Genomic DNA, 22,862 nt, shown 5'->3' on the forward strand with positions numbered 1-22,862 from the left:
GCGCCAGTCATCGCAGTGTCACCCCCGTTTCGGCCGCAGCTTCTAGGCTTGGTATAGGGAAGTCGCAGCGAGGCAAAAAATCATGAAATCCCGTCTATTTATTCCCCTGGCACTGGCCCTGGGGTTCAGCGGTACCGCCTTCGGCGAAGGTGCCGATCAGCAACAGCAGCGCACACAGTCGAGCGCGGGCTCGGCCTACGCCGCCGAAACCATGGAACATGTGGAAACAAGCACTTACGCGGTGCCTGAAGTGGCGACTGAAAAAGTTTCCGCCGCCAACATCTATCTGATCGAAGAGCAGAACCGCGAGCGGTATCGGCAGGAGATGCTGCAGGATCACAATCGCCGCACCCTGCTACACAACGTACGCAGCACGCAGATGCAGCAGCTAGAAGTATTCCTGCAGGAAGGAGAAAGCGAACAAAAGGTGGTGCAGGAGTCGGTGCCGCAGCTTCCTCAAGAGGTCACCACACCCTCTTTGGAGAGCACACTGCCAGCAATGAATGAAGAGGCCGGCCACGCTGCACCCGCAGAAGCGCGGATGGACGAGTATCAGGCTGAAGAGTTGCAGGCGGAAGAGCTACAGGTCGAAGAGGACCAGGCCGGCGAGCTGGCTCAGGAACCCTCCTGATACGGGCCTGAGGCAACCGCAGTGAGCCTGCTCTATTCGCTGCGGTCCGGGATGCGTGCAAGGCACAGGCGCGCGTCCGCCAGCAGCTTTTCCATCAGATCCCGATAGCCTGCGCCTTCCGGCAATGCAATCCCCAGCGGATCCAGCGCCTGATATCCGAGATTCAGATTGACGGCGGTCTGTTGGTCCCGATCATTGGCGGGAGCCTCACCAAACAGGCAACCTGCGACGGTTGTTTCCGGTTGATCACCCTCAAGGGTGCGGCGTTTCTGCATCAAAGTCCGCGCACCGTGCTGGTGATCCGCCGTTCCCCCCAAACTCTCAACGCCGACCCCTGCTGCACCAAAAAAGTGGCTGTAAGCCTGATGGGTGGTGACGATGGGAGCATCTTTGTAGGCCCAGAGTGCACGATCCTGCACCTTTTGCAGGTTGGACATGGCGCGGGAGAAATCCCGCGCGCGCTGGCGATAGCCATCTGCATTGTCCGGATCGGTGCTGGCCAGGCGCGTGGCAATCATCGCCGCCATGACTGCAGCATTGCGCGGTCGCAGCCACAGGTGCGGGTCGCTGGCGTCCGCACCGGTATATTCGTAGGCAGCTTTCTCGGCCAGCAGCATCAGCTGTCGATCATCCGGCACCAGCGCCATCTGCCGCGCCAGTACCGACTCCATCGCCGGCCCCATCCACACCACCAGCTGTGCAGACTCGAGCCTCAGGCGGTCAGATACCTTGGGGGCAAAGTGGTGGGGGTCACCGTTGCGGATCAACTGGTGTACCGAAGCGTCGCCCCCGGCAACCTCGCGAGCGATCATCGCCAACGGGCCAATACTGGCGACAACCTTAGGCCCCACTTCTCCCGCTTCCTGCTCCCGTGGACTGCAGCCGCTCGCCGCGAACATGCTGGTCACTACAATGGTCAGGGCGGTAATCAGGCGAAGGGCTATTTCGGACATCAACTGGCAGCTCAAGCGGTGCAAAATCGGTTCAAACGACGCGGGTGCCGGTGCCGGCACCCAATTTAGGGGATGCGATATAATCACAGCCAGCTTACACTCGCCAGCCAAATCCCACCTTTTAAACCCGTCAGTCATCCAGTCTGGAAATCCCTTGAAGAGTCCGCAGGACAGCCCCCATAGCCCAACCACGCCGCTTATCCGCGCTCACCAGGTCAGCCTGGAAATCGCCGGTAGGCAGTTGTTGCAGGATATTTCCCTAGCGTTGCAGCCCGCCGAGATCGTTACCGTAATCGGCCCCAACGGCGCCGGCAAGACCACCTTGCTGCGCCTGCTACTGGGGCTGACCAAGCCGACTGCCGGCCGGGTGGAGCGGCTGCCGGGCCTGCGCCTGGGGTATATGCCCCAGCGCCTGCAGATCGATGCCACCATGCCGATGACCGTGGCGCGCTTTCTGCAGCTGGGCATCAGCGGGGTCGAAGTGGCGGATGCGCTGGATCGTGTTGCCGCACCCCATCTAGCCAAGTCTCGCCTGGCGGACCTTTCCGGCGGTGAGATGCAGCGGGTGTTGCTGGCACGGGCGGCGGCTCGCCGACCGCAATTGCTGGTGCTGGATGAGCCTACCCAGGGTGTCGACCTGGGCGGACAGAGTGAGGTTTACCAGTTGATCGCTCAGCTGCGCGATGAACTCAAGTGTGGCGTGCTATTGGTGTCCCACGACCTCCATCTGGTGATGGCCGCCACGGACCGCGTACTGTGCCTGAACCAGCATATCTGCTGCTACGGTCACCCGGAGCAGGTCAGCAAGGACCCGGCTTATCTGGAGATGTTCGGCGATAAACTGGCGCCCTACACCCACCATCACAATCACCACCATGATATCGGCGGTGAAATCGTGGACGAGGGCTGCAGTCACGACCACGACCACGCGATTACCCCCCCGCCATCGCGCACATCTTCGCAGGACTCCGGGGAGAAAGACTGATGGACTGGTCGCAGATTTTACACTCGACGTTTCTCTGGTACGCCCTGGGCGCCGGCCTGCTGGTGGCCCTGGTGAGCGGCCCCCTCGGCTGCTTTGCGGTGTGGCGGCGCATGGCCTACTTCGGCGACACCCTCGCCCACTCTGCCCTGCTCGGTGTGACCCTCGGTTTTGTACTGCATATTCAGCCGACGCTGGCGGTGGTGGCGAGCAGCTGCTTGCTGGCGCTGCTGCTGGTGTACTTCCAGCGTCGTCAGAACCTGTCGGTGGATACCCTGCTGGGCATACTGTCCCACTCCATGCTGGCCCTCGGGATCGTCACCGTCAGCCTGCTGGATATCAATGTGGACCTGTTATCGCTGCTGCTGGGCGATCTGCTGGCAGTCTCCACTCAGGACCTCCTATTGATGGCCATCGCCACCGTAGTAATTGCGTTGCTGCTGATTTTTCTGTGGCCGAAATTGCTCGCCTTTACCCTGCATGAGGAGTTGGCTGCAGTAGAGGGAATCAAGGTAGAAAGGGTGCGCCTGGCGCTGATGCTGATGCTGGCGCTGCTGATTGCCATCGCCATGAAAGTGGTGGGTGTATTGCTGATCACCGCCCTGCTGATTATCCCCGCCGCCACCGCGCGACGTATTTCGACCACCCCGGAGCAGATGGCCGGCTTCGCCTCCTTGATCGGCTGTATTTCCGTGGCAATCGGCCTTGCGGCTTCGGTGCTGTGGGATAGCCCGGCAGGGCCGTCGATCGTGCTGGCGGCGGGCTGCCTGTTTCTGATTGGGCAGCTGTTTCACCGGGAAACAACTGCCTGATTCATATCATGTCAACGGCTCAACCCGGGTATTGCAGCAGGGTCATATGCAACAGGTTTACCCCCCAGTGGGTAAACACACAGGCCCAGAAGCTGCCACGCAATTGCCAGATCAGCGCGTAACCCAGGCCCGCGAGCCCAACCAGCGACAGCATGGTGATGGAAACAGCCCAGCCCGTGTGCAGGTAGGTGAACAGCAGGGTTACCAGAATGGTCGGAATCCACGGCCAGCGATGTAACCACTGGCCCAGCCCGCGCTGTAAAACCCAGCGAAAAAAACCTTCCTCGGCAATACACACCACCAGCAGGTTCAGCAGTGCGGCGAGCGCGATGGTGGCGGTGAGCTTGGGCTGGAAGTCGAGAAAGAAAGCACCCGCGACAATCGGGGTGACGATGGCGATGGCCATCAGCGGCAGGTCTTTGCGTTTCAGCGGCTGTGGACGCAGCAGCATAAACAGCACGAGCGTCACGGCAATAACCGCTTTGGCCGGTCGAAAGCTCGCGTAAATTTCGCTGCCGTTTTGCAGATACGGCTCCATCAGCAGGATATGGTCGTTTCCGGGAATGGCCCCGCTGGTGACCACCAGCATCAACAATCCGGTAATCACATAGCTGACGGCTTTTTTCCAGCCCTGCGCACTGTCCATTGCCACCAGACCAAGCCAGATGGCGGGGGCGAATATACCGATCCAACCAAACGGAATTGCCAGCAGGCAGAGAAACGCCGCGGGTAGCCAAAGAAACTTACCATCGATTGGAGTATCCGCCGCAATCACTGGCGCACCCCGCTGTACATTGAGTGAAAACATAGAAATTCCATTTTCAACAATTTGACGAATTATTCGGTCCTGTAATTCAGATCAGGCAAACGAGAACAGGCGCCATCATAGCGCCTGTTGCACATCCCTGCCGTGATCGCGGTCCCCTCAGCCGTTATAGGTTGCGCGCATTGAACGGTACGTCAGTTTCATTTTTGCCGGATCCAGCGGCGCTTTGAAAAAGCCGTGGTAATGCCCACGGGGGTTGATCAGTACCACCTGTGATCCGTGATCTACGGTGTATTGGTCGTCTTCCAGTGGAACCTTGTTAAACGGCACGTTGAGCTGATTGGCAAAACGCTTGAGATTGATAAATTCTCCGGTCACTCCGTAAAAATCCGGATTGAAATAACGCACGTAGTCCTGCAGTTGTTTCGGTTGATCTCTTTGTGGATCGACGGAAACCAGCAGAATATCGGTAGTTTCCCGAGTGTCTTCATCCAGGGTTTTATAGAAGTTATTCAACGTGGCCAGTGTGGTGGGACAGACATCCGGGCAGTGGGTAAAGCCGAAGAAAACCAGCGTCCAGCGCCCGGTCAGTTGTGTGGTTTTGAATACGTCACCACTGTCGGCGAGCAGTTCAAATTCATCCAGAATACGCGGTCGCTCCAGCTTGAATGCACCGTTAGCCCGCAACTCCGCATCGGTAATCACCCGCGGCTGGTTCAACTTGTTAAGAAATCCCACCACAACGGCTGTCATAAACAGTATCAACACAGCGACGGTTATAAAAATGCCGCGTTTCTGTGCCGGCGTGTGATGCAGATTTTCATTCATATCAAACTCCGCTAGTAGGCAGCGCCACCAGATAGTGGTCCATCAACATAATGCAAAAGAGCGCCATCAGATAAACAATGGAGTACTTGAACGTCTCCATTCCCGCATTGGCAACCCTGCCCCGTAGCATCTCGATGGCCCAGTAGAGGAAACCGATACCGAGGACCACCGCACCGAGTAGATACAACCACCCCAGCATTGCGGTTGCGAATGGCAAAAGACTAACGGCGAAAAGAATGATGGTATACAGCAGAATATGGATTTTCGTAAACTGCACACCGTGGGTAATCGGCAACATTGGAATTTCTGCTTTTGCGTAATCATCGCGACGGTGCACCGCCAGTGCCCAGAAATGCGGTGGCGTCCAGGCAAAAATAATCAGCACAAGCAGCAGACCGTGGCCATGTATCTCACCAGTTACCGCAACCCAGCCAAGTAGTGGCGGCGCAGCACCCGCGAGACCACCAATGACGATATTCTGAGGCGTGGCGCGCTTGAGAAACATGGTGTATACCACTGCATAACCCAGCAGGGAGGCCAGTGTCAGCCAGGCGGTCAGTGCATTGACAAAGACGAGCAGTATAGACATACCAGAACAGCTCAGGGCCAATGCAAACAACAGTGCCTTATGGGGTTCGACTCGGCCTCGCGCCACCGGGCGGTTGGTGGTACGGGCCATTTTGATATCGATATGCCGGTCGACAAGATGGTTTATCGCGGCGGCACCGCCAGCACAAAGCGCGATACCAGCATTCCCCAGGACCAATATATCCAGTGGCACCATGCCGGGGGCCGCCAGTAACATGCCGATCACTGAGGTGAGGATCATGAGCATCACCACCCGCGGTTTGGTGAGCTCATAGTAATCACGCCAGATGGCGTGCTGGACTGCTACTGCCTGGGTACTCATGGTTACCACCTCGTTGTCATTATTATGGGTATCTCAAAAATCTACTGCGCGTGCGCCTGGCGGCGTCTGGCGGTGCTGGTGCGCCAGCCCGGTCAGAATGCTCATGTAGTCTCAAACACTCCGCTTCCTGCACTCCGACGCCCACCACCAGCCTCCCGCTCGTTACGATTCTTGAGGCGCCCCTATTTGAGGTACTGCAAAACCCTCTACGCTACATCTTTATGCTCAATCTCAACGTCGTTACGGAAAATTCTTGATCGCCGGCTGCACCGTGTTAATCCGATAGCAGAAGGTCAGCAGACTCAGCAGCAGTAGTGCTGCGCCGGCATTGTGGGCCACGGCGATGGGCAGCGGCAGGAACATCACCACATTCGCAATTCCGAGAGCCACTTGCAAGCCCAATACGGCGAGCAGGCCCTGGCCCCAGCGGGGCGAGCCGGCCCGCCAGGCGAATACCGCCAGCAGGCTCACTATCAGCGTGACAATGATTGCGCCAATGCGGTGGGTCAGGTGAATTGCGGTACGCGCATCGCTTTCCAGCGCCCCGCCTAAATAGTTTGGGCCGATATGTTGTGCAACATTAAAACCCTGTCGGAAATCCATCTCTGGCCACCACTCGTTGTGACAGGTAGGGAAATCCGGGCACGCCAGCGCCGCATAGTTAGAGCTGGTCCAGCCACCAAGTGCGATCTGGAGGCTCACAACAATTACTGCCACAATCGCCAGTGGACGCAACCTCTGCAGTGCCGCGTACTCATGAGCTGGTATCAATCGTTTCCGGTAGCGTAACCGTTCGGACAACATCCATAGCACTGACAGTGTAGCCATACCACCCAGAAGGTGCAGGGTAACGACTTGCGGCCAAAGTTTGAGAGTGACCGTCCACATACCGAAAGCCGCCTGCAGGATTATCAAACCCAACAGGATGTGACTCTGGATAAACCCCCGATGCCCGCGGCGACGCCAGAACAGATAGGTTAATCCCGCCACCAGCAGCAGCAACATGCCGGCAAAATAGCGGTGCACCATTTCCGGCCAGGTCTTGTCGGTTTCTACAGGGGTGTCCGGAAAGGCGGCGTTGGCCGCGGTAATTTCGTGGTGCTCATCCGGCCACAGGAGGTGCCCGTAACAGCCGGGCCAGTCCGGGCAACCGAGACCGGCGTCAGACAAGCGGGTGAAGGCACCGAGCACCACCACCACCAGGGCGAGGCCGGTGCCCGCCAAAGCCAGGCGAAACCGCCAGTCCCTCTTGTAGTTTTTACTCAGTTCAGTGATATCGGATTCAACATCCATTTCGCTCCCTCCTTTAGCCTTTACTATTCGTAGGAGTACTTCAGCAATCGTTTGATATCTTTCAGCAATTGGTTGCCAGTATGGGTATTATCGTACACCATCATCGCGTAACCCTGTTGATCCACAAGTAGCGCATTTGGACGCGCGAGGCCGGCGTGGTCACTGTCAGCCAGCCACAGATCCAGTTGTTGCGGGTCAACGCTGAAGAAGCGGAGTTTGGGGTGTTGGCTGGCGAGATCTCGTTGGCGCACCCCGCTCAATGGCGCGGCAGTGACAAGGATCCGTTCCACACGACGTGCCTTGTCGCCCAAGCGGATATGCACCTGACGAGTGGTGTACAAAAGTTTCTCGCATTCAACGCTACACTGAGCATCACCGATAATCAGGTAGCGCCACCTAAGCGCCTCGTGCTCCAGTGACAACTCACTGCCATCATGGGTCAGTAGCTCGATTTCTGCCACACTCTTGGCAGGTTTTAGGAGTTCCCCCTGATTAACCGTGTTGGATGGAATACCTAAACCGGTATAAAAGATGAGGTAAGCTGCAAGAATCGGTAACGCTACAGAAGCAACGACACCAATACCGGCCAAACGACTCGAACCTGACAGCATTCGATGCGAACGCTCTGCCGAATTGACCTCCGAATCCTTATCGGTCTGAACTCTTTCCGTCACCTCTTGTACCTCACTATTGGGAGCAATTTGCGGACCGGAATCCACAATACACTCATTATTGATTTGGTTTAACTACATCTGTTTTTAAGATTTCTTTAACTTATCACACAGTATTTGGCGCGTGTTTGTCGCCGTAAGCAACCAAAGTACAAGCAGAGTAGCTGCCATCGCGAACCATTGTATCGAGTATCCGATGTGCTTCGGCGAACTTGTGGTGATCAGTTGCCAGTCAGTAACCAACGCGGTATCTGAATCAACACTGAGACGCACTTGCCACATTGGTTGGTTAAGCATGAGTTGCTGTGGGTTCAATTCTTGCAGGGACTGAATTCGACTTTGAGGTGTCGTGCCACCTTGCCCATTGAGCTGCGCGGGGTAAAGAAAGCCGGTGATGACTTTCGCGGCCAGTGGATAGCGCACTTCGGGCAACTCGCTTCGACGACTGCCAGCTGGCAGCCACCCACGATTGATCAACCAGCGTGATTTGGTTGTATCACTGCTGCCGGTTTCAAAAATCTGCAGTATTTCGTAGCCAACACGACCATTGCGGGTGCGATTATCGAGAAAAAAGTACTCTTCTGAATAAACGCCCAGTAAGCGTACGGGCGTATAGGCTTTAAGGATTCCCCACTGTGCAGACGCGTCAGTCAGATTTACCGGCTGTGCGGAGAGTCGCCCATTGATCTGCTCCAGCATCTGTTGTTTTTCCGCCGCGCGATTGAGCTGCCAGTTGCCGAGGCTCAACAAGATGGGGAAAAAACACAGGCTGAGGAGGGTGACGGGCCAGTTGCGAATAAATGCTACACTGGCGGCGCGCGATGAGGACTTGCCATCTGCCGCGTGTTCCGTAACCTTTTCGGCGTTCCCGGTCTTTACTGCGTGATCGCGGTGTTGCTGCGATGTTTTGGGAGCTGTCATGCCAATAAATACTTCAATAAGTGGCGTTTTATTATGTGGCTAAAAGCACTAATCGTGTTGTTGTTTCTCGCCGTACTGGCCAGCCTGACCAGTGCGCTGATTTTCCTGTTGCGCGATATGGGCGCGCCACAATCCAAACGTACCCTCTATGCGCTGGGTATTCGCATCTCTCTGGCGGCATTGTTACTGATCGCTATTTGGTACGGATTTGATAGCGGGATCCTTTCCAACACCGCGCCCTGGGCAAATAAATATTAAGTTCGATTTAGACAGGTGGATGCTAGAAGCACCCACCTGCCAGCTTTTGTTTACGCACCCAGCACGTAGACAAAGATAAACAGACCGACCCAGACCACATCCACAAAGTGCCAGTACCAGCTGGCCGCTTCGAAACCAAAGTGATCGTCCGGCTTGAAGTGGTGGGCGATCACCGAGCGCAGCAACATGATCAACAACATGATGGTGCCGAGGGTCACGTGCGCACCGTGGAAGCCGGTGAGCATAAAGAAGGTGGTGCCGTAGATTCCGGATTCCAGAGTCAGGCCCAGCTGCTGGTAGGCCTCGAGATATTCCTCTACCTGGAAGAACAGGAAGGCAATACCCAGTGCCACGGTAGCGGTGAGCCACAGATTAAAGCCCTGGCGCTTGCCCTTTTTCAGATAAACATGGGCGATATGTACGGTCACACTGGACGCTAACAGCAATACAGTATTAAGCAGCGGCAGGTGCCAGGGATCGATAATTCCCTTGGGACCGACCACTTTGGCCGCGTCACCACTGACTGCCTGCTCCGGGGTAACCATCAGCGGCCAGGTGTTCTGGAAACCCTCCCACAACATATTTGATGATCCGCGGTCACCCTCACCACCGAGCCACGGCAGGGAGAAGGTGCGGATGTAATAGAGTGCGCCGAAGAAGGCGGCGAAGAACATCACCTCAGAAAAAATAAACCAGCCCATACCCCACACATAGGAGCGCTTCAGCTGAGCGCTGTTGAGGCCCTGCATGTTTTCCTTGATGACTTCCGCAAACCAGAACCACAACACCGTGGCCATGGCGATGGCGCCGATAAAGAAAATATACGAGCTGCCGCCATTGACCCAGGTGGCGGCACCAAAGGCCGTCAGGAATATGCCGATGGTGGCGAAGATAGGCAGCCGGGACTGCTCGGGAACATAGTAGCTGCTTTCGGTGGCCATAGTTTTTTATCCCTCTCGCTCGGAGTCGGTACTTTTGTTGTTCGCTTGTTTGGCAATTCTTTCCGTGACATCAAACAGCGTGTAGGAAAGCGTAATTGTATTTACCCCGGCGGGCAGATCCGGATCGACGATAAAACGCAGACCCAGTTCGGCGGATTCGCCGGCGGCGAGCGCCTGCTGGTTAAAGCAGAAGCATTCGGTTTTATGAAAATAGCTGGCGGCCTTGAACGGCACCAGGCTGGGAATCGCCTGACCGATCATGTCGCGGTCGGTGGGGTTGCGCGCGTGGAACACGGTATCTACCGCTGCTCCGGGGTGCACACGGATTTCCACCGTATCGGGCTTGAATTCCCACGGCATGTTTTCGTTGTAGCTGGCAACAAACTGTACTTTCACTGTGCGCTCGGTATCCACCGCGGCAGGCACCGCCTCGTAGCGACCACCGGTTTTGCCGTTCAGGCCGGTGATCTCACAGAAGGCGTCGTATAGCGGCGGCATGATGAACAACGCAAAGCCGAGCATGCCGACCGCGAGGGTCAGCAGCTTGGCCGTGGTTTTTGCGTTTGCACTCAGCGACATAACGTCAACTCTTACAGGAAATTAACGCACAACCGGTGGCGTGCTGAAGGTGTGGTACGGGGCCGGTGAGGGCACGCTCCACTCCAACCCTTCCGGATTTTCCCAGACTTCATCGGTGGCTTTCTTGCCGCCCTGCACCGTGCGGATCACATTGAACAGGAACACGATCTGCGCGGCGCCGAACAGGAAGGCACCGACACTGGCGATCTGGTTGAAGTCGGCAAACTGCAGCGCGTAATCCGGAATACGGCGGGGCATACCAGCGAGGCCGACAAAATGCATCGGGAAGAAGGTCACGTTCAGGCCCACAAACGCCATCCAGAAATGCACCTTGCCCATAGTCTCGTTGTACATATTCCCGGTCCACTTGGGCAGCCAGTAATAGACGCCGGCGGTAATCGAGAAAATGGCGCCGGGCACCAGCACATAGTGGAAGTGCGCCACCACAAAGTAGGTATCGTGATACTGGAAATCCGCCGGCGCGATGGCGAGCATCAGGCCGGAGAAGCCACCCAGGGTAAACAGGATCACAAACGCGATGGAGAACAGCATGGGCGTCTCGAAAGTCATCGAGCCGCGGAACATGGTGGTCACCCAGTTGAACACCTTCACCCCGGTGGGCACCGCGATCAGCATGGTGGCGTACATAAAGAACAGCTCACCGGCAATCGGCATGCCCACGGTAAACATGTGGTGCGCCCACACGATAAAACTTAGGAAGGCGATGGACGCGGTGGCGTACACCATGGAGCTGTAACCGAACAGCGGCTTGCGCGCGAAGGTGGGAATGATCGCCGACACGATACCGAACGCCGGCAGGATCATGATGTACACCTCGGGGTGGCCGAAGAACCAGAACACATGCTGGAACAGTACCGGGTCACCACCACCGGCGGCGCTGAAGAAGCTGGTACCGAAGTGGATATCCATCAGCATCATGGTCACCACACCGGCGAGTACCGGCATTACTGCAATCAGCAGGTAGGCGGTAATCAACCAGGTCCACACGAACAGCGGCATCTTCATCAGGGTCATACCCGGTGCGCGCATATTCAGAATGGTGGCGACGATATTGATCGCACCCATGATCGAAGAGGCACCCATGATGTGAATGGCAAAGATAAAGAAGGTCACACTGGGCGGTGCGTATTCGGTGGAGAGCGGCGCATAGAATGTCCAACCGAAGTTGGGCGCACCGCCTTCCATAAACAGCGTGGATGCCAGCATCGCGAAGGCGAACGGCAGAATCCAGAAGCTCCAGTTGTTCATGCGCGGCAGCGCCATATCCGGAGCGCCGATCATCATCGGCACCATCCAGTTGGCGAGCCCCACAAACGCGGGCATCACCGCACCGAACACCATGATCAGCCCGTGCATGGTGGTCATCTGGTTAAAGAAATCCGGCTGCACAATCTGCAGGCCGGGCTGGAACAGTTCAGCGCGGATAACCAGCGCCATACATCCGCCTAGCAGGAACATCGCAAAACTGAACCACAGATACATCGAGCCGATGTCTTTGTGGTTAGTGGTGTAGAGCCAGCGGGTAAAACCGGGTTTGGGACCGTGTGCCATAACTAAACTCCTCTCGGCTCCTGCTTACTTATTCTTGAAATTGAGAATGTCGATGGGCTGCACGGTGTCGCCCATATTGTTGCCGAAGGCACTGCGCTGATAGGTGATGACCGCGGCCAGGTCCACTTCACTTAACTGCGCGCCGAAGGCCTGCATCGCTGGGTTGGTCGGGGAACCATTCACCACCATGCTCATGTGCCCGTCCATGGGGCCGGTAGCAACCTTGGAACCGGCAATGGCCGGGAAGGTGCCGGGAATGCCCTGGCCTTTGGCCTGGTGGCACGCCACACAGGCACTGTTGTAGATTTTCTCGCCGCGCTCGTACAGCTCGTCGAAGGTGAACGTTTTGTTGGTCAGTTCCTTGATGCGCGCGGCTGCGGCAGCGCGGTCGCTGAGCCAGGAATGGTATTCATCTTCCGGCACCGCCTTGACCACGATCGGCATAAAACCGTGGTCCTTACCGCAGAGTTCCGCACACTGGCCGCGGTAAATGCCGGGCTCATCGATGCGGGTCCAGGATTCATTTACAAAGCCCGGGATCGCATCTTTCTTCACCGCCAGATCCGGTACCCACCAGGCGTGGATCACGTCGTTGGCGGTAATCAGGAAGCGGATTTTTTTATTCACCGGCACCACCAGCGGCTCGTCTACCTCAAGCAGGTAGTTCACCGTTTTCGGTTGCTGATTTTGAATCTGCGACTGGGGCGTGGAGAGATTGGAGAAGAAAGAGACATCGGAACCCAGGTAGTCGTATTTCCACTTCCACTGGTAGCCGGTGATCATGATGTCGAGATCGGCTTCCTTGGTGTCGTAGATATCGTAGAGGGTTTTGGTGGCGGGGATCGCCATGCCGATAAGAATCAGGGTAGGGACAATGGTCCAGGCCAGTTCCACTCCGAGACTTTCGTGAAACTGTGCGGCCTTGTAGCCCTTGCTTTTGCGGTGACGCCACATGCTGTAGAACATCACCCCGAATACCGCTACGCCGATCACCACACAGATCCAGAAGATCAGCATGTGAAGATCGTAAGTGGTACGGGAAACCTCGGTTACCCCCTGGGTCATATTGACCCCCCAGCGTTGCACTTCCTCCGAGGCCTTCTCAGAAGCCTCCTGCGCGAGCGCAGCGGGTGCAATTGCCGAGATGGTCAGGAAGGCGAACAGCCGTTTGAAGCCCATCAACATCGCCTGCAGATCTCCATGTTTGTTATTCTCGCGAGCCCGCTTCCTGCGGTTTGATCGCTACGGCCTTGCGCCACGGAAAAATAACCGTGCGCGGTCGCGGCATCGCAAACCACAAAATAGCAAAACCCGTAAACAGCGGCTGGCTGTTCCGAGGATGGAGACTGCCCCGATCGGAAAATCGGGAACACACCCACACGTGAACGTGTGGATACGCTGTAGTAAACCAAGACTACATACACTGTTCGCACACCGGGCGAGGACCTCAACTGCGCGATACTGCTGTCAGTGCAACTTGTTATTTTTACTTCAGATGTCGCCGCCCGGAAGGTACAACCAACAACCTGTGTCTTTTTGTCGCATCTAGCACTTTCAAAAGAAACACATCGCCAGAAGAAAGTCAATTAAAACGCCAACTTACATGAAAAATTCATCGGCGCTCTCCAGTGTCTTTTCACGCCGAAACGCCGCTCCCTATCTGCGGGTCTGGCATCTCGCCTGGCCCATGATTCTGAGCAACATCACCGTGCCACTTCTGGGCGCAGTAGATACCGCCGTGCTCGGCCACCTGTCCAGCCCGGAATATCTTTCCGGCGTCGCCATTGGCGCCAGCGTGATTTCCATGTTGCTGTGGGCTTTTGGATTTTTGCGCATGGGCACGACCGGGCTGGTGGCCCGCGCCAGCGATAGCGGCGCGGCGTGGTTACTGCGCGCACTGGTGCTGGCACTCGCCCTCGGCGCCCTGTTGCTTCTGCTCGCCTCGCCGCTGCTGCCACTGATCACCCAGTGGATGAACGCCAGTGCCGAGGCCACGCCCCACGCGCGCGACTATCTGCAGATCCGCCTGTTGAGCGCGCCGTTAGCGCTTGCCAACTTTGCCCTGCTGGGATTTTTTATCGGACGCCAGGACAGCCGCGCTCCGCTGGCGATACTGGTCACTGCCAACCTGCTGAATATCGCGCTGGATCTGCTGTTGATTCTGGGGCTGGGGATGGGCGCGCGCGGCGCCGCCTGGGCTTCGGTTTGCGCAGACCTGTGCAGTTTCTGCCTGGGCTGGTGGCTGCTGGGACTGCGCCACCGGGATGCACGCAACGAGATGGGAGAAGTATTGCGGAGCGCCGCCTTCTGGCCATGGCAAAAGACGGCGCCGTGGTTGGAACTGCTGCGCATCAACGGCGATCTGTTTGTGCGCACCTGCCTGCTGCTGTTTACCCTGACCTTTTTCACCGCCCAGGGCGCGGCCCAGGGCGACACCATACTGGCGGCCAACGCGATCCTTCTGCAGCTACTGATGATCACGTCTTACGCCCTGGACGGCTTTGCCCACGCCACCGAATCCCTCGTTGGTCGCGCGGTGCGGCGTGGTTCGATGGAGCAATTCCAGCGGACCAACCGCGCCGCCGGCACCTGGGCACTGGTGACGGCGCTGGTAATCACGGGCATTTTGGTTACCGGAAAGTTCTGGATTTTGCCGTTATTTACCGATATCCCCGCGGTACTGTCGGCAACGGCAAGCTACTACCCGTGGCTATGTGCGTTGCCCCTGGTTGCAGTGTGGAGCTATCAGCTGGACGGAGTTTTCATCGGCGCGGGTAAAAGCCGGCAGATGCGGAATACCATGTTTGTCGCTTCCGTGATGGTGTTCATACCAACTTGGTGGATGACTCGACATTTGGGCAATGCTGGCATCTGGTTCAGCCTTTTTTTGTGGTTTGGCGCACGATCAACCGGATTGATGGTCTATTTTTACTACTACACTAAAAACAAAGTTTGGCTGTAACTGGAGCTACGGTACCGATTCCACTTCCATCGTTAAGCAGTCTTGTCCGCTCACTAATTTGAACCCGCTCACGGGTCCAAACGGGGGAATGGCGAACAAAGAAACGAGGACGCGGTTTCGCCGTTTTCGTTTTGACGTATGTCCGACCATTACCACCTGATCCAACAGTGCATCGAACGGGCCGTGGCCGCAGAGCAGGCCCGCAGTCGTTTTCGACGCTCACTGCACAACACACTGCCGAACCTGCACCGCAGCATCCATTTGCCGCAGCGGGATGCCCCGCTGCACATTACCTGTTTTGTGATCCGCTATATCCAGGTGATTCCCTCGTGGCTCGAGCGCATGGAGCAGCTGTGTGATGCCGGCGGGCTCGACTTTCTCCCGGTCAGGGATCTGATCGTGCACAGCTTTGGAGAAATACCCGAGCGCCAGCCCCAGGAACACGGGCTCGGCTCTATTCTCGATGAGGCGTACCTCACCCACCGGATAATGGAAGAAATCAACGACATCCTGCAGCCGGTATGCGGTACCCCGCTGCTGCCAATGGACCCGATGGTGGCGAACCTGGTTGTGCGTGAATTATTGGGCGAAACCCTGGCCTGCCAGCTGGATGATCTGGCCGAAGTGCTGTTGCAGCGTTTTGAACCCGCCGAACTGGACCCCGCGCGGCTGGTATCGATGATCCTTTACAAGCAGCGATTTGAAGATGTGCCCGGTGAGTGGCCGGATTTCGCCAACCACATGCAAATTGAATTGCGTGCCCCCACCCTGAACCGACAGATTGATCTTTCACACTGATCACATCTGGCCGGGTCTATTATTTCTTGCCGCTGCAGTCGCCGATCTTTACTGCTCTACGATCTGCCGCCAGTTGGCGAAAAAGTCCGACTCACCGTGCAGCAGGGAACGATTCAGGTCGTCGGCCTTGCGGTGCAACTTTTTGTTGTAGAAAAACAGACTTCCACCGCGCAAGGTGAACCCTTTCGGGTTGTCCGTCAGCAATTGATAAAAGGCTTCCTGTCGCTCCAGATACTGCAGTACCCGGCGTTTGCTGAAGCGACCCTTGCGGTATTTCTTAAATATATATTCCTGTAGCTGCTGCTCGGTCAGCGCGCGCGCTTCCGGTGAAACCCGGCTGACGTCCAGCAGTCGTTTTACATCTGCCTGCAGATCATCGAGATAGCGGTCCGCGGCTTCTGCGGCAACCTTTGAACGATAAATGGCTTTTTTCCGGCGCTCCTGAAACGGCTCACTTTTTGCCGTATCCAGATCCCAGATTTCTTTTTTCGCCATTTCCGCAAGTGAGCGGAATATGGTTTTGTGTTGACGATTACTGTTCACCGTCAGGCGATCACATACCTCCAGAGCGCCCTGCCAGTCGGCATAGGGTTTCCCCTCGTATACCGCATCCGGTAATGCCGCCACCCGCTCCCGCAAACGCTCGGTTTCCCTATCTAGTAGTTTGGGCTTTTTGTTCCAGTCATTTGCCTGCAACGCATACAGTGATAGCAAGCCCTGATTGACGCAGCGGGTAATCAGATGCGCGGTCGTCGCCTGCTGCTGTTCACGAACTTCGCGATAGTGATCCAGTCCATAGAGACCGGCAATGACGAGAACGATCGCCAGGGCGATCAGGGGATAGATTTTTTTCAAGAGCCTGGCTTCTGAGAAGTGATTTTGTGGATTATTTTTTATCGTTCGGGGGCAGTAAGATTTTCACTGCCGTTACTTCCACTTCCCTGTCTTCGGTTTGATTTACACGGGTATCCAGTTCCCGCGGTGATGCCTGTAGCCGAATTTCATCTTTGAAACCACACGCCACGCACTCACGATAATTCTTGTCACCCTGTTTGTAATTGACGATCTTGTCCATTTCGCTACAGCGCGGACAGACGGCGCCGGCAATAAACCGGCGCTTCACAGGCTTTTCAAATTCGTCGCTCAAAATATACCTCGTTACTTGCCTCGCTATTCGATACCGGAGTGGCGCAGCAGCGCGTCAATTTTAGGGGCCCGGCCACGAAATTCCGTGAACAGGTCCTGCGCATCGCGACTGCCACCCTGCTCCAGTACGGTGGCGAGAAATTTATTGCCCGTGGCCGGATCGAAAATGCCGGTCTCCTCGAACAGTGAAAACGCATCCGCACTCAGCACTTCCGCCCACTTGTAGCTGTAGTATCCCGCCGCGTAGCCGCCGGCAAAAATATGGCTGAAGCTGTTCTGGAAGCGGTTGTCCGGGGACACCGGCACCACCGACACCTTGGCCCGCACCTCGTTGATCAGGCGCTGGATCTCATCCGCGTTGGCGCCTTCCGGGCGCGAGTGCAGCAGGAAGTCGAACAGGGCAAATTCCAGCTGGCGCACGGTGAACATGGCGGACTGGAAGTTCTTTGCGGCGAGCATTTTATCCAATAATGCCTGCGGCAGGGGCTGCCCCGTCTCAAAATGCCCGGAAATCATCGCCAGCGCTTCCGGTTCCCAGCACCAGTTCTCCAGAAACTGGCTGGGCAGCTCCACCGCGTCCCAGGCCACCCCGTTGATCCCGGACACCGCCGCCACATCCACCTGGGTGAGCATATGGTGCAGGCCGTGGCCAAATTCGTGGAACAGGGTGGTGACCTCGTAGTGGGTCAGCAGCGCCGGCTTATCTTTGGATGGGCTAGAAAAATTGCACACCAGATAGGCCACCGGCAGCTGCAGGCCCGCCAATGTCTGGCGGCGCACCCGCGCGTCGTCCATCCACGCGCCGCCACGCTTTTTCTCGCGGGCATAGGGGTCGAGATAGAAGCCGGCGATGGGCTCACCGCCGCGCTTCAGCCAGTAGAAATGCACATCTTCGTGGTAGCTGGGCACGCTGTCGTCTCGCTCCGCCACCACGCCAAACAGCTTTTCTGCCACCGCAAACAGGCCGCACAGCACCTTCGGGTAGGGGAAATACGGGCGCAGGTCTTCCTGGCTGACGGCATAGCGGGACTGCTTCAGCTTCTCTGCCGCCCAGGCCACGTCCCAGGGCTGCAGTTTATCGAGGCCCAATTCATCGGCCGCAAACGCCTGCAGCTCCGTGAACTCCTTCACCGCGGCGGGCCTGGCGCGCTTGGCCAGATCCCGCAGGAAAGTCTCCACTTCGTCGGTCGAACCCGCCATCTTGCTCGCCAGGGAGCGCTCCGCGTAATTGGCCATACCCAGCAGGTGCGCCTGCTCGGCGCGCAGGGACAGGATCTCCGCCATCACATTGGCGTTATCGAACTCGCCGGCATTGGGACCCACATCCGAGGCGCGGGTGATAAACCCGTAGTGCATCTTGTGGCGCAGCTCGCGATTCTCCGCGTGGGTCATCACTGCCAGAAAGCAGGGGCCATCCAGCGTCAGTCGCCAGCCCTGTTCGCCCTTTGATTCCGCCAGTGCCTTCGCCGAGGCCAGCGCGGATTCGGGGATACCCGCCAGCTCGGCCTCGTCGGCGACTGTCAGGCTCCAGGCGTTGGTGGCATCCAGCACGTTGTTGGCAAACTTGCTCTTGAGCTCCGCCAGCCGCTTGCTGATGGCAGCGTAGCGCTCGCGCTTTTCGCCCTCCAGCGCCACACCGCCGAGATGCATATCCCGCAGGCCGTGGCGCACCGCCTGCTTGCGCGCCTGTGGCCAGTTGGCGAAATCCGGGGACTTAGCCAGGGCGCGGTATACCGCGTACAACTCCGGGTTCTGCCCCAGCTCGGTCCAGTACTCGGTCACCTGCGCCAGGCACGCCTCGTAGGGCGCACGCCAGTCGCCGCTCAGTACGCTGTTCAGGTGTGAAACCGGTGAAAACGCCTTGCTCAGGGAATCCTGGGCCTCCTCCAGGGGTGCCATGGTTTCATCCCAGCTCGGCTCGCCACCGGCATTATTCAGGCAGGATTGCAGCTGTTCGCGGCATTTGGCGATCAGTTCAGCAATCGCGGGCTCGGCGTGTTGCGGCTTGATGGTATCGAAGGGAGGCAGTACTGGCGCGGTCAGCAGCGGGTTCGCGGAGGAAGTATCAGACATCGGGATTCCTTGTCGCAGGGCGATCGGCAGCGGCGCATGGATCGCGGGGACGGGTTAACATATGCCGATTATTCTAGTGGATTGCGCGAACACCTTGCACCACAGCACCTTGCATCAAAGCACCTAGCACCAAAAGCCGGAGGTCAACCTTGTCCAAGTTGGATTCAACCGAACACACCCTGCGCGAACACCGCGGCCACAGCCCCAAGCTTGGCGAGCGGGTTTTTATCGACCCCCAGTGCACGGTGATTGGCGACGTTGAACTGGGCGACGACTGCTCCGTGTGGCCGATGACCGTAATCCGCGGCGATATGCACCGGGTGCGCATCGGCGCCCGCACCAGCGTGCAGGACGGCTCGGTACTGCATATCACCCACGCCAGTGATTTCAACGAGGGCGGCTGGCCGCTGACCATCGGTGAAGACGTCACCATCGGCCACAAGGCCTGCCTGCATGGCTGTACCGTGGGCAATCGGGTGCTGATCGGGATTGGCGCCATCGTGCTGGACGGCGCGGTGATCGAGGACGAAGTGGTTCTGGCCGCCGGCGCGCTGGTGCCGCCGGGGAAGCGGCTGGAAAGCGGTTATCTGTATGTGGGTTCACCGGCGAAACAGGCGCGGTCGCTGACCGAGAAAGAGAAGTCTTTCTTTACCTATACCGCCGGTAATTATGTGAAGCTCAAAGACGAGTACCTCGCCGATTGATACTGCAGTAACTGCACATAGCGCGCGCTGATTCCGCAGGATCACCGCGCGCGTCGACCGAGTTCAACAATCAGAAGTTCTGCCCCGCGTCAAAATGTATTCAGCATCTGTACTAAACCTGATGTACGGAACCTGATACACAAAACGCGCGTAAACAATAACTTTTGCTTTTGGACGACTCGATGAACGACTACCGGCAACTGCGTATCAACGGCCAGCGCCTGTGGGGCTCCCTGATGGATATGGCGCAGATCGGCGCCACACCAAAAGGCGGCTGCAACCGCCAGGCCCTTACCGACCTCGACAAACAGGGCCGTGACCTGTTCGTGAAATGGTGCGAAGACGCCGGCTGCAGCGTCACCGTCGATGAAATGGGCAATATCTTCGCCCAGCGCCCCGGTACTGGTTGTAAAAACGGGCAGGAACTGCCACCGGTACTCACCGGCTCCCACCTCGACACCCAGCCCACCGGCGGCAAGTTCGATGGTGTTTACGGCGTACTCTCCGGCCTCGAAGTCATCCGCTCCCTCAACGACGCCAATGTGGAAACCGAAGCCCCTATTGAAGTGGCCGTGTGGACCAACGAAGAAGGCGCCCGCTTCTCCCCCGCCATGATCGGCTCCGGCGTCTGGGCGGGTAATTTCGACCTCGACTACGCCTACGCCCGCCAGGACAAGGAAGGCAAGACCTTCGGCGCAGAACTGGAACGCATCGGCTACAAGGGCGAAACCCCCGCCAAACCGCGCCCGCTCGCCGCCGCGTTTGAAGTCCACATCGAACAGGGCCCCATTCTCGAGGCCGAAGAAAAAACCATCGGCGTATTGAGCGGCGTCCAGGGCATGAACTGGTACGACCTCACCCTGATCGGCCAACCCTGCCACGCCGGCCCCAGCCCCATGGAAGGCCGCCGCGACCCGTTTATGGGCCTGCACCGCATCCTCGACCAACTCTACAAACTCGCCGAAGAACACGCCCCCTGGGCAAGAGCCACCTTCGGCGACATCCGCGTAGAACCTGGCAGCCGCAACACCGTCCCGGAAAAGCTCGTCCTCGCCGTCGACCTCCGCCACCCGGACCAGAAAACCCTCGACGCCATGGACCAGCGCTTCCGCGAAATCGCCGCCAGCGTCGCCGAAGAAACCGGCCTCGAACACGAAATCCGCGAAGAATGGCGCTCCCCCGCCGTCGCCTTCGATACAAAATGCGTCGAAGCCGTACGCAGCGCCGTCGCCGATCTCGGCTACAGCAACAAGGAAATGGTCTCCGGCGCCGGCCACGACTCCGTGTACATCTCCCGCGTAGCCCCCACCAGCATGATCTTCGTGCCCTGTGAAAAAGGCCTGAGTCATAACGAAGCGGAAAATGCGGAACCGAAAGATCTGGAAGCCGGCGCGAATGTGCTGCTGCACGCGATGTTGAAAATGGCAAACCCAGGCTAACCGGATTGGTGGATGCGCTGCGCTTATCCACCCTGCGACTTAACGAAGTAAGAAACTTTAATGCGAAGCGGCTGCTGCCGGTGACTATTTGCTAGACCTTCCGCGAGAGGGACCTCGCGGAAGAGCCCCCAGGGATGGGTTCACGGCGTGTCTAGCAAATAGTCACCGGCAGTGGCCGCGCCACCGGGCCTTAAACAGGGTTCAGTAAAAGCTCGAGAACCACCATGACCGAATTTACCTACAAACACCGCAACGAAAACGGCAACACAGCGCCGCTGAAAAACTGGGGCATCGACTCCGAATACGGCGTTCTCACCGACCTGCTCGTTGGCCCCATCGACAACTACACCTGGCAGATGGGCAACGCCGCCAGCCGCCGCTCCGTGCGCCTCGGCCGCCAGTTCGACCCCGCTATCGCCAAAGCCCAGCACCAGGAAATGCTCGACGCCTACAAACACGCCGGCGTCACCACCCACCTGCTGCCCGCCGACAGCAACCTCCCCTATCAGCTCTACGCCCGCGACAGCAGTGTCATGACCCCCTGGGGCCCCATCGTCACCCAGATGTACTCCCCCTGGCGCCGCGGCGAATGGGTCGACGTGGTCAAAACCTACCAGAAGCTGGATATTCCGATTTACGACATCATCACCGCCGGCAGCCTCGAAGGCGGCGACTTTATGGTGCTCGAACCTGGCGTCATCCTGTGCGGCTACAGCGGCGAACGCACCTCACCCCAGGGCTTCAACCAGATGAAAAGCTGGATCGAAAAAGAAGGCTGGGAAGTAAAAGGCTACGAATTCGACCCCTATTTCCTGCATATCGACGTACTGGTAGCGGCGCTCGCAGAAAAACTCGTGGCAGTGTGCGTGGATGCGGTGGAGCCGGAACTGGTGCAGTGGTTCAAATCCCGCAACTTCGAGATTATCGACATCTCCTACCCGCAGGTGATGGAACTGGGTGTGAACGTGGTGGCGCTGGGCAACGACCGCGTCATGCTCCCCGCCGACAACACCGAACTGAAAGAAAAGTGCCGTGCCCACGGTCTGCAAGTGATCGACCCGGATATCTCCATGATCACCGCCGGCGGTGGCGGTGTACACTGCATGTGCCAGCCGCTCGCCAGAAAGCCGGCTTAACGCCCGGATCTCACAAAAAAGGTCGGCTCTACGGCCGACCTTTTCTATCTGCACAGCAACATCGTACTCTGCACCGACGGCACAGCGGGAATCATCGCGCCGCCTTGACCTCTTCTTCGCTTACCAGCAACACCTGATCTCCCCAGGTATTGGTGATAAACGCAATGATTGCCGCGATCTCGCGGTCCGTCAGAAATTCCAATGGCGGCATCAGATCTTCCTCACCGCCATTGCGGCGCGGTGCCGAACGCCCGTGCAGCAGCGTCTCGACCAGCAGCTTTTTATTTGCCAGTAGAGCGGGATCGTGCAGAGAGGGGTACAACGCCTCCTCACCATAGCCATCAATCTTGTGACACTTCATGCAGTTGTCAGCAAAAGTGAGCGCACCCAGCCCGATCAGATCACGGGTCTCCTCCTCCGAGGCCACGGATCCCAGCGAGAGGGTCGCCAGCAATATACCGATGGTTCGTTTGCCTTTCATACGGAG

Annotated in this window: 24 protein-coding genes; 9 read left to right on the plus strand and 15 right to left on the minus strand. The window is 57.7% G+C overall.

Features of this window, described 5'->3' with window-relative positions:
• The first annotated feature begins 82 nt into the window (after nucleotides 1-82).
• A complete protein-coding gene (locus ACYX4K_RS14850) occupies nucleotides 83-631 on the plus strand; it encodes a hypothetical protein (RefSeq protein ID WP_475091363.1) in 549 nt (182 codons plus the stop codon).
• Nucleotides 632-663: 32 nt separating this feature from the next.
• On the opposite strand, the gene ACYX4K_RS14855 is transcribed toward ACYX4K_RS14850, so the two are convergent.
• On the minus strand, nucleotides 664-1,584 hold the full coding sequence (locus ACYX4K_RS14855; RefSeq protein ID WP_475091362.1) for a metal ABC transporter solute-binding protein, Zn/Mn family: 921 nt from the start codon (nucleotides 1,582-1,584) through the stop codon (nucleotides 664-666).
• Between the two features lie 199 nt (nucleotides 1,585-1,783).
• Between ACYX4K_RS14855 and znuC the strand changes: the two genes are divergently transcribed.
• Nucleotides 1,784-2,569: a zinc ABC transporter ATP-binding protein ZnuC gene (znuC, locus tag ACYX4K_RS14860; RefSeq protein WP_475093908.1), complete on the plus strand. Its 786-nt coding sequence runs from the start codon at nucleotides 1,784-1,786 to the stop codon at nucleotides 2,567-2,569.
• Nucleotides 2,569-3,378: a zinc ABC transporter permease subunit ZnuB gene (gene znuB, locus ACYX4K_RS14865; protein ID WP_475091361.1), complete on the plus strand. Its 810-nt coding sequence runs from the start codon at nucleotides 2,569-2,571 to the stop codon at nucleotides 3,376-3,378. Before znuC ends, znuB begins: the two co-directional genes overlap by 1 nt.
• Nucleotides 3,379-3,397: 19 nt before the next feature.
• Here znuB and ACYX4K_RS14870 read toward each other — a convergent pair whose 3' ends face one another.
• The 6 genes from ACYX4K_RS14870 to ACYX4K_RS14895 form a co-directional block, all read right to left on the minus strand.
• Nucleotides 3,398-4,186 (minus strand): lysostaphin resistance A-like protein, encoded by a 789-nt coding sequence (locus ACYX4K_RS14870; RefSeq protein WP_475091360.1) that lies wholly within the window; start codon nucleotides 4,184-4,186, stop codon nucleotides 3,398-3,400.
• Between the two features lie 117 nt (nucleotides 4,187-4,303).
• On the minus strand, nucleotides 4,304-4,972 hold the full coding sequence (locus ACYX4K_RS14875) for an SCO family protein (protein ID WP_475091359.1): 669 nt from the start codon (nucleotides 4,970-4,972) through the stop codon (nucleotides 4,304-4,306).
• A gap of 1 nt (nucleotide 4,973) precedes the next feature.
• Nucleotides 4,974-5,882: a heme o synthase gene (gene cyoE, locus ACYX4K_RS14880; protein ID WP_475091358.1), complete on the minus strand. Its 909-nt coding sequence runs from the start codon at nucleotides 5,880-5,882 to the stop codon at nucleotides 4,974-4,976.
• A 240-nt stretch (nucleotides 5,883-6,122) separates the two neighbouring features.
• Nucleotides 6,123-7,175 carry a COX15/CtaA family protein gene (locus ACYX4K_RS14885; RefSeq protein ID WP_475091357.1) on the minus strand — a complete coding sequence of 351 codons (1,053 nt, stop codon included), beginning with the start codon at nucleotides 7,173-7,175 and terminating at the stop codon, nucleotides 6,123-6,125.
• A gap of 23 nt (nucleotides 7,176-7,198) precedes the next feature.
• A complete protein-coding gene (locus tag ACYX4K_RS14890; RefSeq protein ID WP_475119525.1) occupies nucleotides 7,199-7,849 on the minus strand; it encodes an SCO family protein in 651 nt (216 codons plus the stop codon).
• A gap of 84 nt (nucleotides 7,850-7,933) precedes the next feature.
• Entirely contained in the window at nucleotides 7,934-8,767 is an 834-nt protein-coding gene (locus ACYX4K_RS14895; RefSeq protein WP_475091355.1) for an SURF1 family protein, read from the minus strand.
• Between the two features lie 33 nt (nucleotides 8,768-8,800).
• On the opposite strand from ACYX4K_RS14895, the gene ACYX4K_RS14900 reads away from it, so the two are divergent.
• On the plus strand, nucleotides 8,801-9,025 hold the full coding sequence (locus tag ACYX4K_RS14900) for a DUF2909 domain-containing protein (RefSeq protein WP_475091354.1): 225 nt from the start codon (nucleotides 8,801-8,803) through the stop codon (nucleotides 9,023-9,025).
• Nucleotides 9,026-9,075: 50 nt separating this feature from the next.
• On the opposite strand, the gene ACYX4K_RS14905 is transcribed toward ACYX4K_RS14900, so the two are convergent.
• Genes ACYX4K_RS14905 through coxB form a run of 4 tightly spaced genes read right to left on the minus strand, consistent with a single transcriptional unit; the run spans nucleotide 9,076 to nucleotide 13,302 of the window.
• Nucleotides 9,076-9,966 carry a cytochrome c oxidase subunit 3 gene (locus ACYX4K_RS14905; protein WP_475091353.1) on the minus strand — a complete coding sequence of 297 codons (891 nt, stop codon included), beginning with the start codon at nucleotides 9,964-9,966 and terminating at the stop codon, nucleotides 9,076-9,078.
• Between the two features lie 6 nt (nucleotides 9,967-9,972).
• Nucleotides 9,973-10,545: a cytochrome c oxidase assembly protein gene (locus tag ACYX4K_RS14910; RefSeq protein ID WP_475091352.1), complete on the minus strand. Its 573-nt coding sequence runs from the start codon at nucleotides 10,543-10,545 to the stop codon at nucleotides 9,973-9,975.
• Between the two features lie 21 nt (nucleotides 10,546-10,566).
• Nucleotides 10,567-12,117: a cytochrome c oxidase subunit I gene (gene ctaD / locus ACYX4K_RS14915; protein WP_475091351.1), complete on the minus strand. Its 1,551-nt coding sequence runs from the start codon at nucleotides 12,115-12,117 to the stop codon at nucleotides 10,567-10,569.
• Between the two features lie 24 nt (nucleotides 12,118-12,141).
• The gene (gene coxB / locus ACYX4K_RS14920) at nucleotides 12,142-13,302 is read right to left on the minus strand and encodes a cytochrome c oxidase subunit II (RefSeq protein WP_475091350.1); all 1,161 of its coding nucleotides are present in this window, start codon (nucleotides 13,300-13,302) and stop codon (nucleotides 12,142-12,144) included.
• A gap of 418 nt (nucleotides 13,303-13,720) precedes the next feature.
• Between coxB and ACYX4K_RS14925 the strand changes: the two genes are divergently transcribed.
• Nucleotides 13,721-15,079: an MATE family efflux transporter gene (locus tag ACYX4K_RS14925; protein WP_475091349.1), complete on the plus strand. Its 1,359-nt coding sequence runs from the start codon at nucleotides 13,721-13,723 to the stop codon at nucleotides 15,077-15,079.
• A 138-nt stretch (nucleotides 15,080-15,217) separates the two neighbouring features.
• A complete protein-coding gene (locus ACYX4K_RS14930) occupies nucleotides 15,218-15,877 on the plus strand; it encodes a hypothetical protein (RefSeq protein ID WP_475004270.1) in 660 nt (219 codons plus the stop codon).
• 48 nt (nucleotides 15,878-15,925) lie between these two features.
• Here ACYX4K_RS14930 and ACYX4K_RS14935 read toward each other — a convergent pair whose 3' ends face one another.
• Genes ACYX4K_RS14935 through ACYX4K_RS14945 form a run of 3 tightly spaced genes read right to left on the minus strand, consistent with a single transcriptional unit; the run spans nucleotide 15,926 to nucleotide 19,096 of the window.
• Nucleotides 15,926-16,732: a hypothetical protein gene (locus ACYX4K_RS14935; protein WP_475091348.1), complete on the minus strand. Its 807-nt coding sequence runs from the start codon at nucleotides 16,730-16,732 to the stop codon at nucleotides 15,926-15,928.
• Between the two features lie 31 nt (nucleotides 16,733-16,763).
• Nucleotides 16,764-17,024 carry a YheV family putative zinc ribbon protein gene (locus tag ACYX4K_RS14940; protein WP_475004272.1) on the minus strand — a complete coding sequence of 87 codons (261 nt, stop codon included), beginning with the start codon at nucleotides 17,022-17,024 and terminating at the stop codon, nucleotides 16,764-16,766.
• 23 nt (nucleotides 17,025-17,047) lie between these two features.
• Nucleotides 17,048-19,096, minus strand: coding sequence for a M3 family metallopeptidase (locus ACYX4K_RS14945; RefSeq protein ID WP_475091347.1), 2,049 nt, complete (start codon nucleotides 19,094-19,096; stop codon nucleotides 17,048-17,050).
• 149 nt (nucleotides 19,097-19,245) lie between these two features.
• Between ACYX4K_RS14945 and ACYX4K_RS14950 the strand changes: the two genes are divergently transcribed.
• The 3 genes from ACYX4K_RS14950 to ACYX4K_RS14960 all read left to right on the plus strand — a co-directional run bounded on the left by ACYX4K_RS14950 (nucleotide 19,246) and on the right by ACYX4K_RS14960 (nucleotide 22,375).
• Nucleotides 19,246-19,800 (plus strand): gamma carbonic anhydrase family protein, encoded by a 555-nt coding sequence (locus tag ACYX4K_RS14950; protein WP_475091346.1) that lies wholly within the window; start codon nucleotides 19,246-19,248, stop codon nucleotides 19,798-19,800.
• A 182-nt stretch (nucleotides 19,801-19,982) separates the two neighbouring features.
• Nucleotides 19,983-21,239 (plus strand): Zn-dependent hydrolase, encoded by a 1,257-nt coding sequence (locus tag ACYX4K_RS14955; protein WP_475091345.1) that lies wholly within the window; start codon nucleotides 19,983-19,985, stop codon nucleotides 21,237-21,239.
• Between the two features lie 224 nt (nucleotides 21,240-21,463).
• Nucleotides 21,464-22,375, plus strand: a complete 912-nt coding sequence (locus tag ACYX4K_RS14960; RefSeq protein ID WP_475091344.1) for a dimethylarginine dimethylaminohydrolase family protein — start codon at nucleotides 21,464-21,466, stop codon at nucleotides 22,373-22,375.
• Nucleotides 22,376-22,466: 91 nt separating this feature from the next.
• On the opposite strand, the gene ACYX4K_RS14965 is transcribed toward ACYX4K_RS14960, so the two are convergent.
• A complete protein-coding gene (locus ACYX4K_RS14965; protein ID WP_475091343.1) occupies nucleotides 22,467-22,856 on the minus strand; it encodes a c-type cytochrome in 390 nt (129 codons plus the stop codon).
• Between the last annotated feature and the right edge of the window lie 6 nt (nucleotides 22,857-22,862).

It is taken from the genome of Microbulbifer sp. ABF4_107, assembly GCF_056312215.1.

What these genes read in the sequence shown, in the direction of transcription:
- ACYX4K_RS14895 (WP_475091355.1), bottom strand. Translation starts at nt 8,767, where the DNA reads ATGACAGCTCCCAAAACATCGCAGCAACACCGCGATCACGCAGTAAAG.
- ACYX4K_RS14955 (WP_475091345.1), top strand. Translation starts at nt 19,983, where the DNA reads ATGAACGACTACCGGCAACTGCGTATCAACGGCCAGCGCCTGTGGGGC.
- ACYX4K_RS14855 (WP_475091362.1), bottom strand. Translation starts at nt 1,584, where the DNA reads ATGTCCGAAATAGCCCTTCGCCTGATTACCGCCCTGACCATTGTAGTG.
- ACYX4K_RS14900 (WP_475091354.1), top strand. Translation starts at nt 8,801, where the DNA reads ATGTGGCTAAAAGCACTAATCGTGTTGTTGTTTCTCGCCGTACTGGCC.
- znuB (WP_475091361.1), top strand. Translation starts at nt 2,569, where the DNA reads ATGGACTGGTCGCAGATTTTACACTCGACGTTTCTCTGGTACGCCCTG.
- cyoE (WP_475091358.1), bottom strand. Translation starts at nt 5,882, where the DNA reads ATGAGTACCCAGGCAGTAGCAGTCCAGCACGCCATCTGGCGTGATTAC.
- ACYX4K_RS14850 (WP_475091363.1), top strand. Translation starts at nt 83, where the DNA reads ATGAAATCCCGTCTATTTATTCCCCTGGCACTGGCCCTGGGGTTCAGC.
- ACYX4K_RS14905 (WP_475091353.1), bottom strand. Translation starts at nt 9,966, where the DNA reads ATGGCCACCGAAAGCAGCTACTATGTTCCCGAGCAGTCCCGGCTGCCT.
- ACYX4K_RS14875 (WP_475091359.1), bottom strand. Translation starts at nt 4,972, where the DNA reads ATGAATGAAAATCTGCATCACACGCCGGCACAGAAACGCGGCATTTTT.
- ACYX4K_RS14945 (WP_475091347.1), bottom strand. Translation starts at nt 19,096, where the DNA reads ATGTCTGATACTTCCTCCGCGAACCCGCTGCTGACCGCGCCAGTACTG.
- coxB (WP_475091350.1), bottom strand. Translation starts at nt 13,302, where the DNA reads ATGTTGATGGGCTTCAAACGGCTGTTCGCCTTCCTGACCATCTCGGCA.
- ACYX4K_RS14870 (WP_475091360.1), bottom strand. Translation starts at nt 4,186, where the DNA reads ATGTTTTCACTCAATGTACAGCGGGGTGCGCCAGTGATTGCGGCGGAT.
- ACYX4K_RS14960 (WP_475091344.1), top strand. Translation starts at nt 21,464, where the DNA reads ATGACCGAATTTACCTACAAACACCGCAACGAAAACGGCAACACAGCG.
- ctaD (WP_475091351.1), bottom strand. Translation starts at nt 12,117, where the DNA reads ATGGCACACGGTCCCAAACCCGGTTTTACCCGCTGGCTCTACACCACT.
- ACYX4K_RS14930 (WP_475004270.1), top strand. Translation starts at nt 15,218, where the DNA reads ATGTCCGACCATTACCACCTGATCCAACAGTGCATCGAACGGGCCGTG.
- ACYX4K_RS14885 (WP_475091357.1), bottom strand. Translation starts at nt 7,175, where the DNA reads ATGGATGTTGAATCCGATATCACTGAACTGAGTAAAAACTACAAGAGG.
- ACYX4K_RS14910 (WP_475091352.1), bottom strand. Translation starts at nt 10,545, where the DNA reads ATGTCGCTGAGTGCAAACGCAAAAACCACGGCCAAGCTGCTGACCCTC.
- ACYX4K_RS14965 (WP_475091343.1), bottom strand. Translation starts at nt 22,856, where the DNA reads ATGAAAGGCAAACGAACCATCGGTATATTGCTGGCGACCCTCTCGCTG.
- ACYX4K_RS14925 (WP_475091349.1), top strand. Translation starts at nt 13,721, where the DNA reads ATGAAAAATTCATCGGCGCTCTCCAGTGTCTTTTCACGCCGAAACGCC.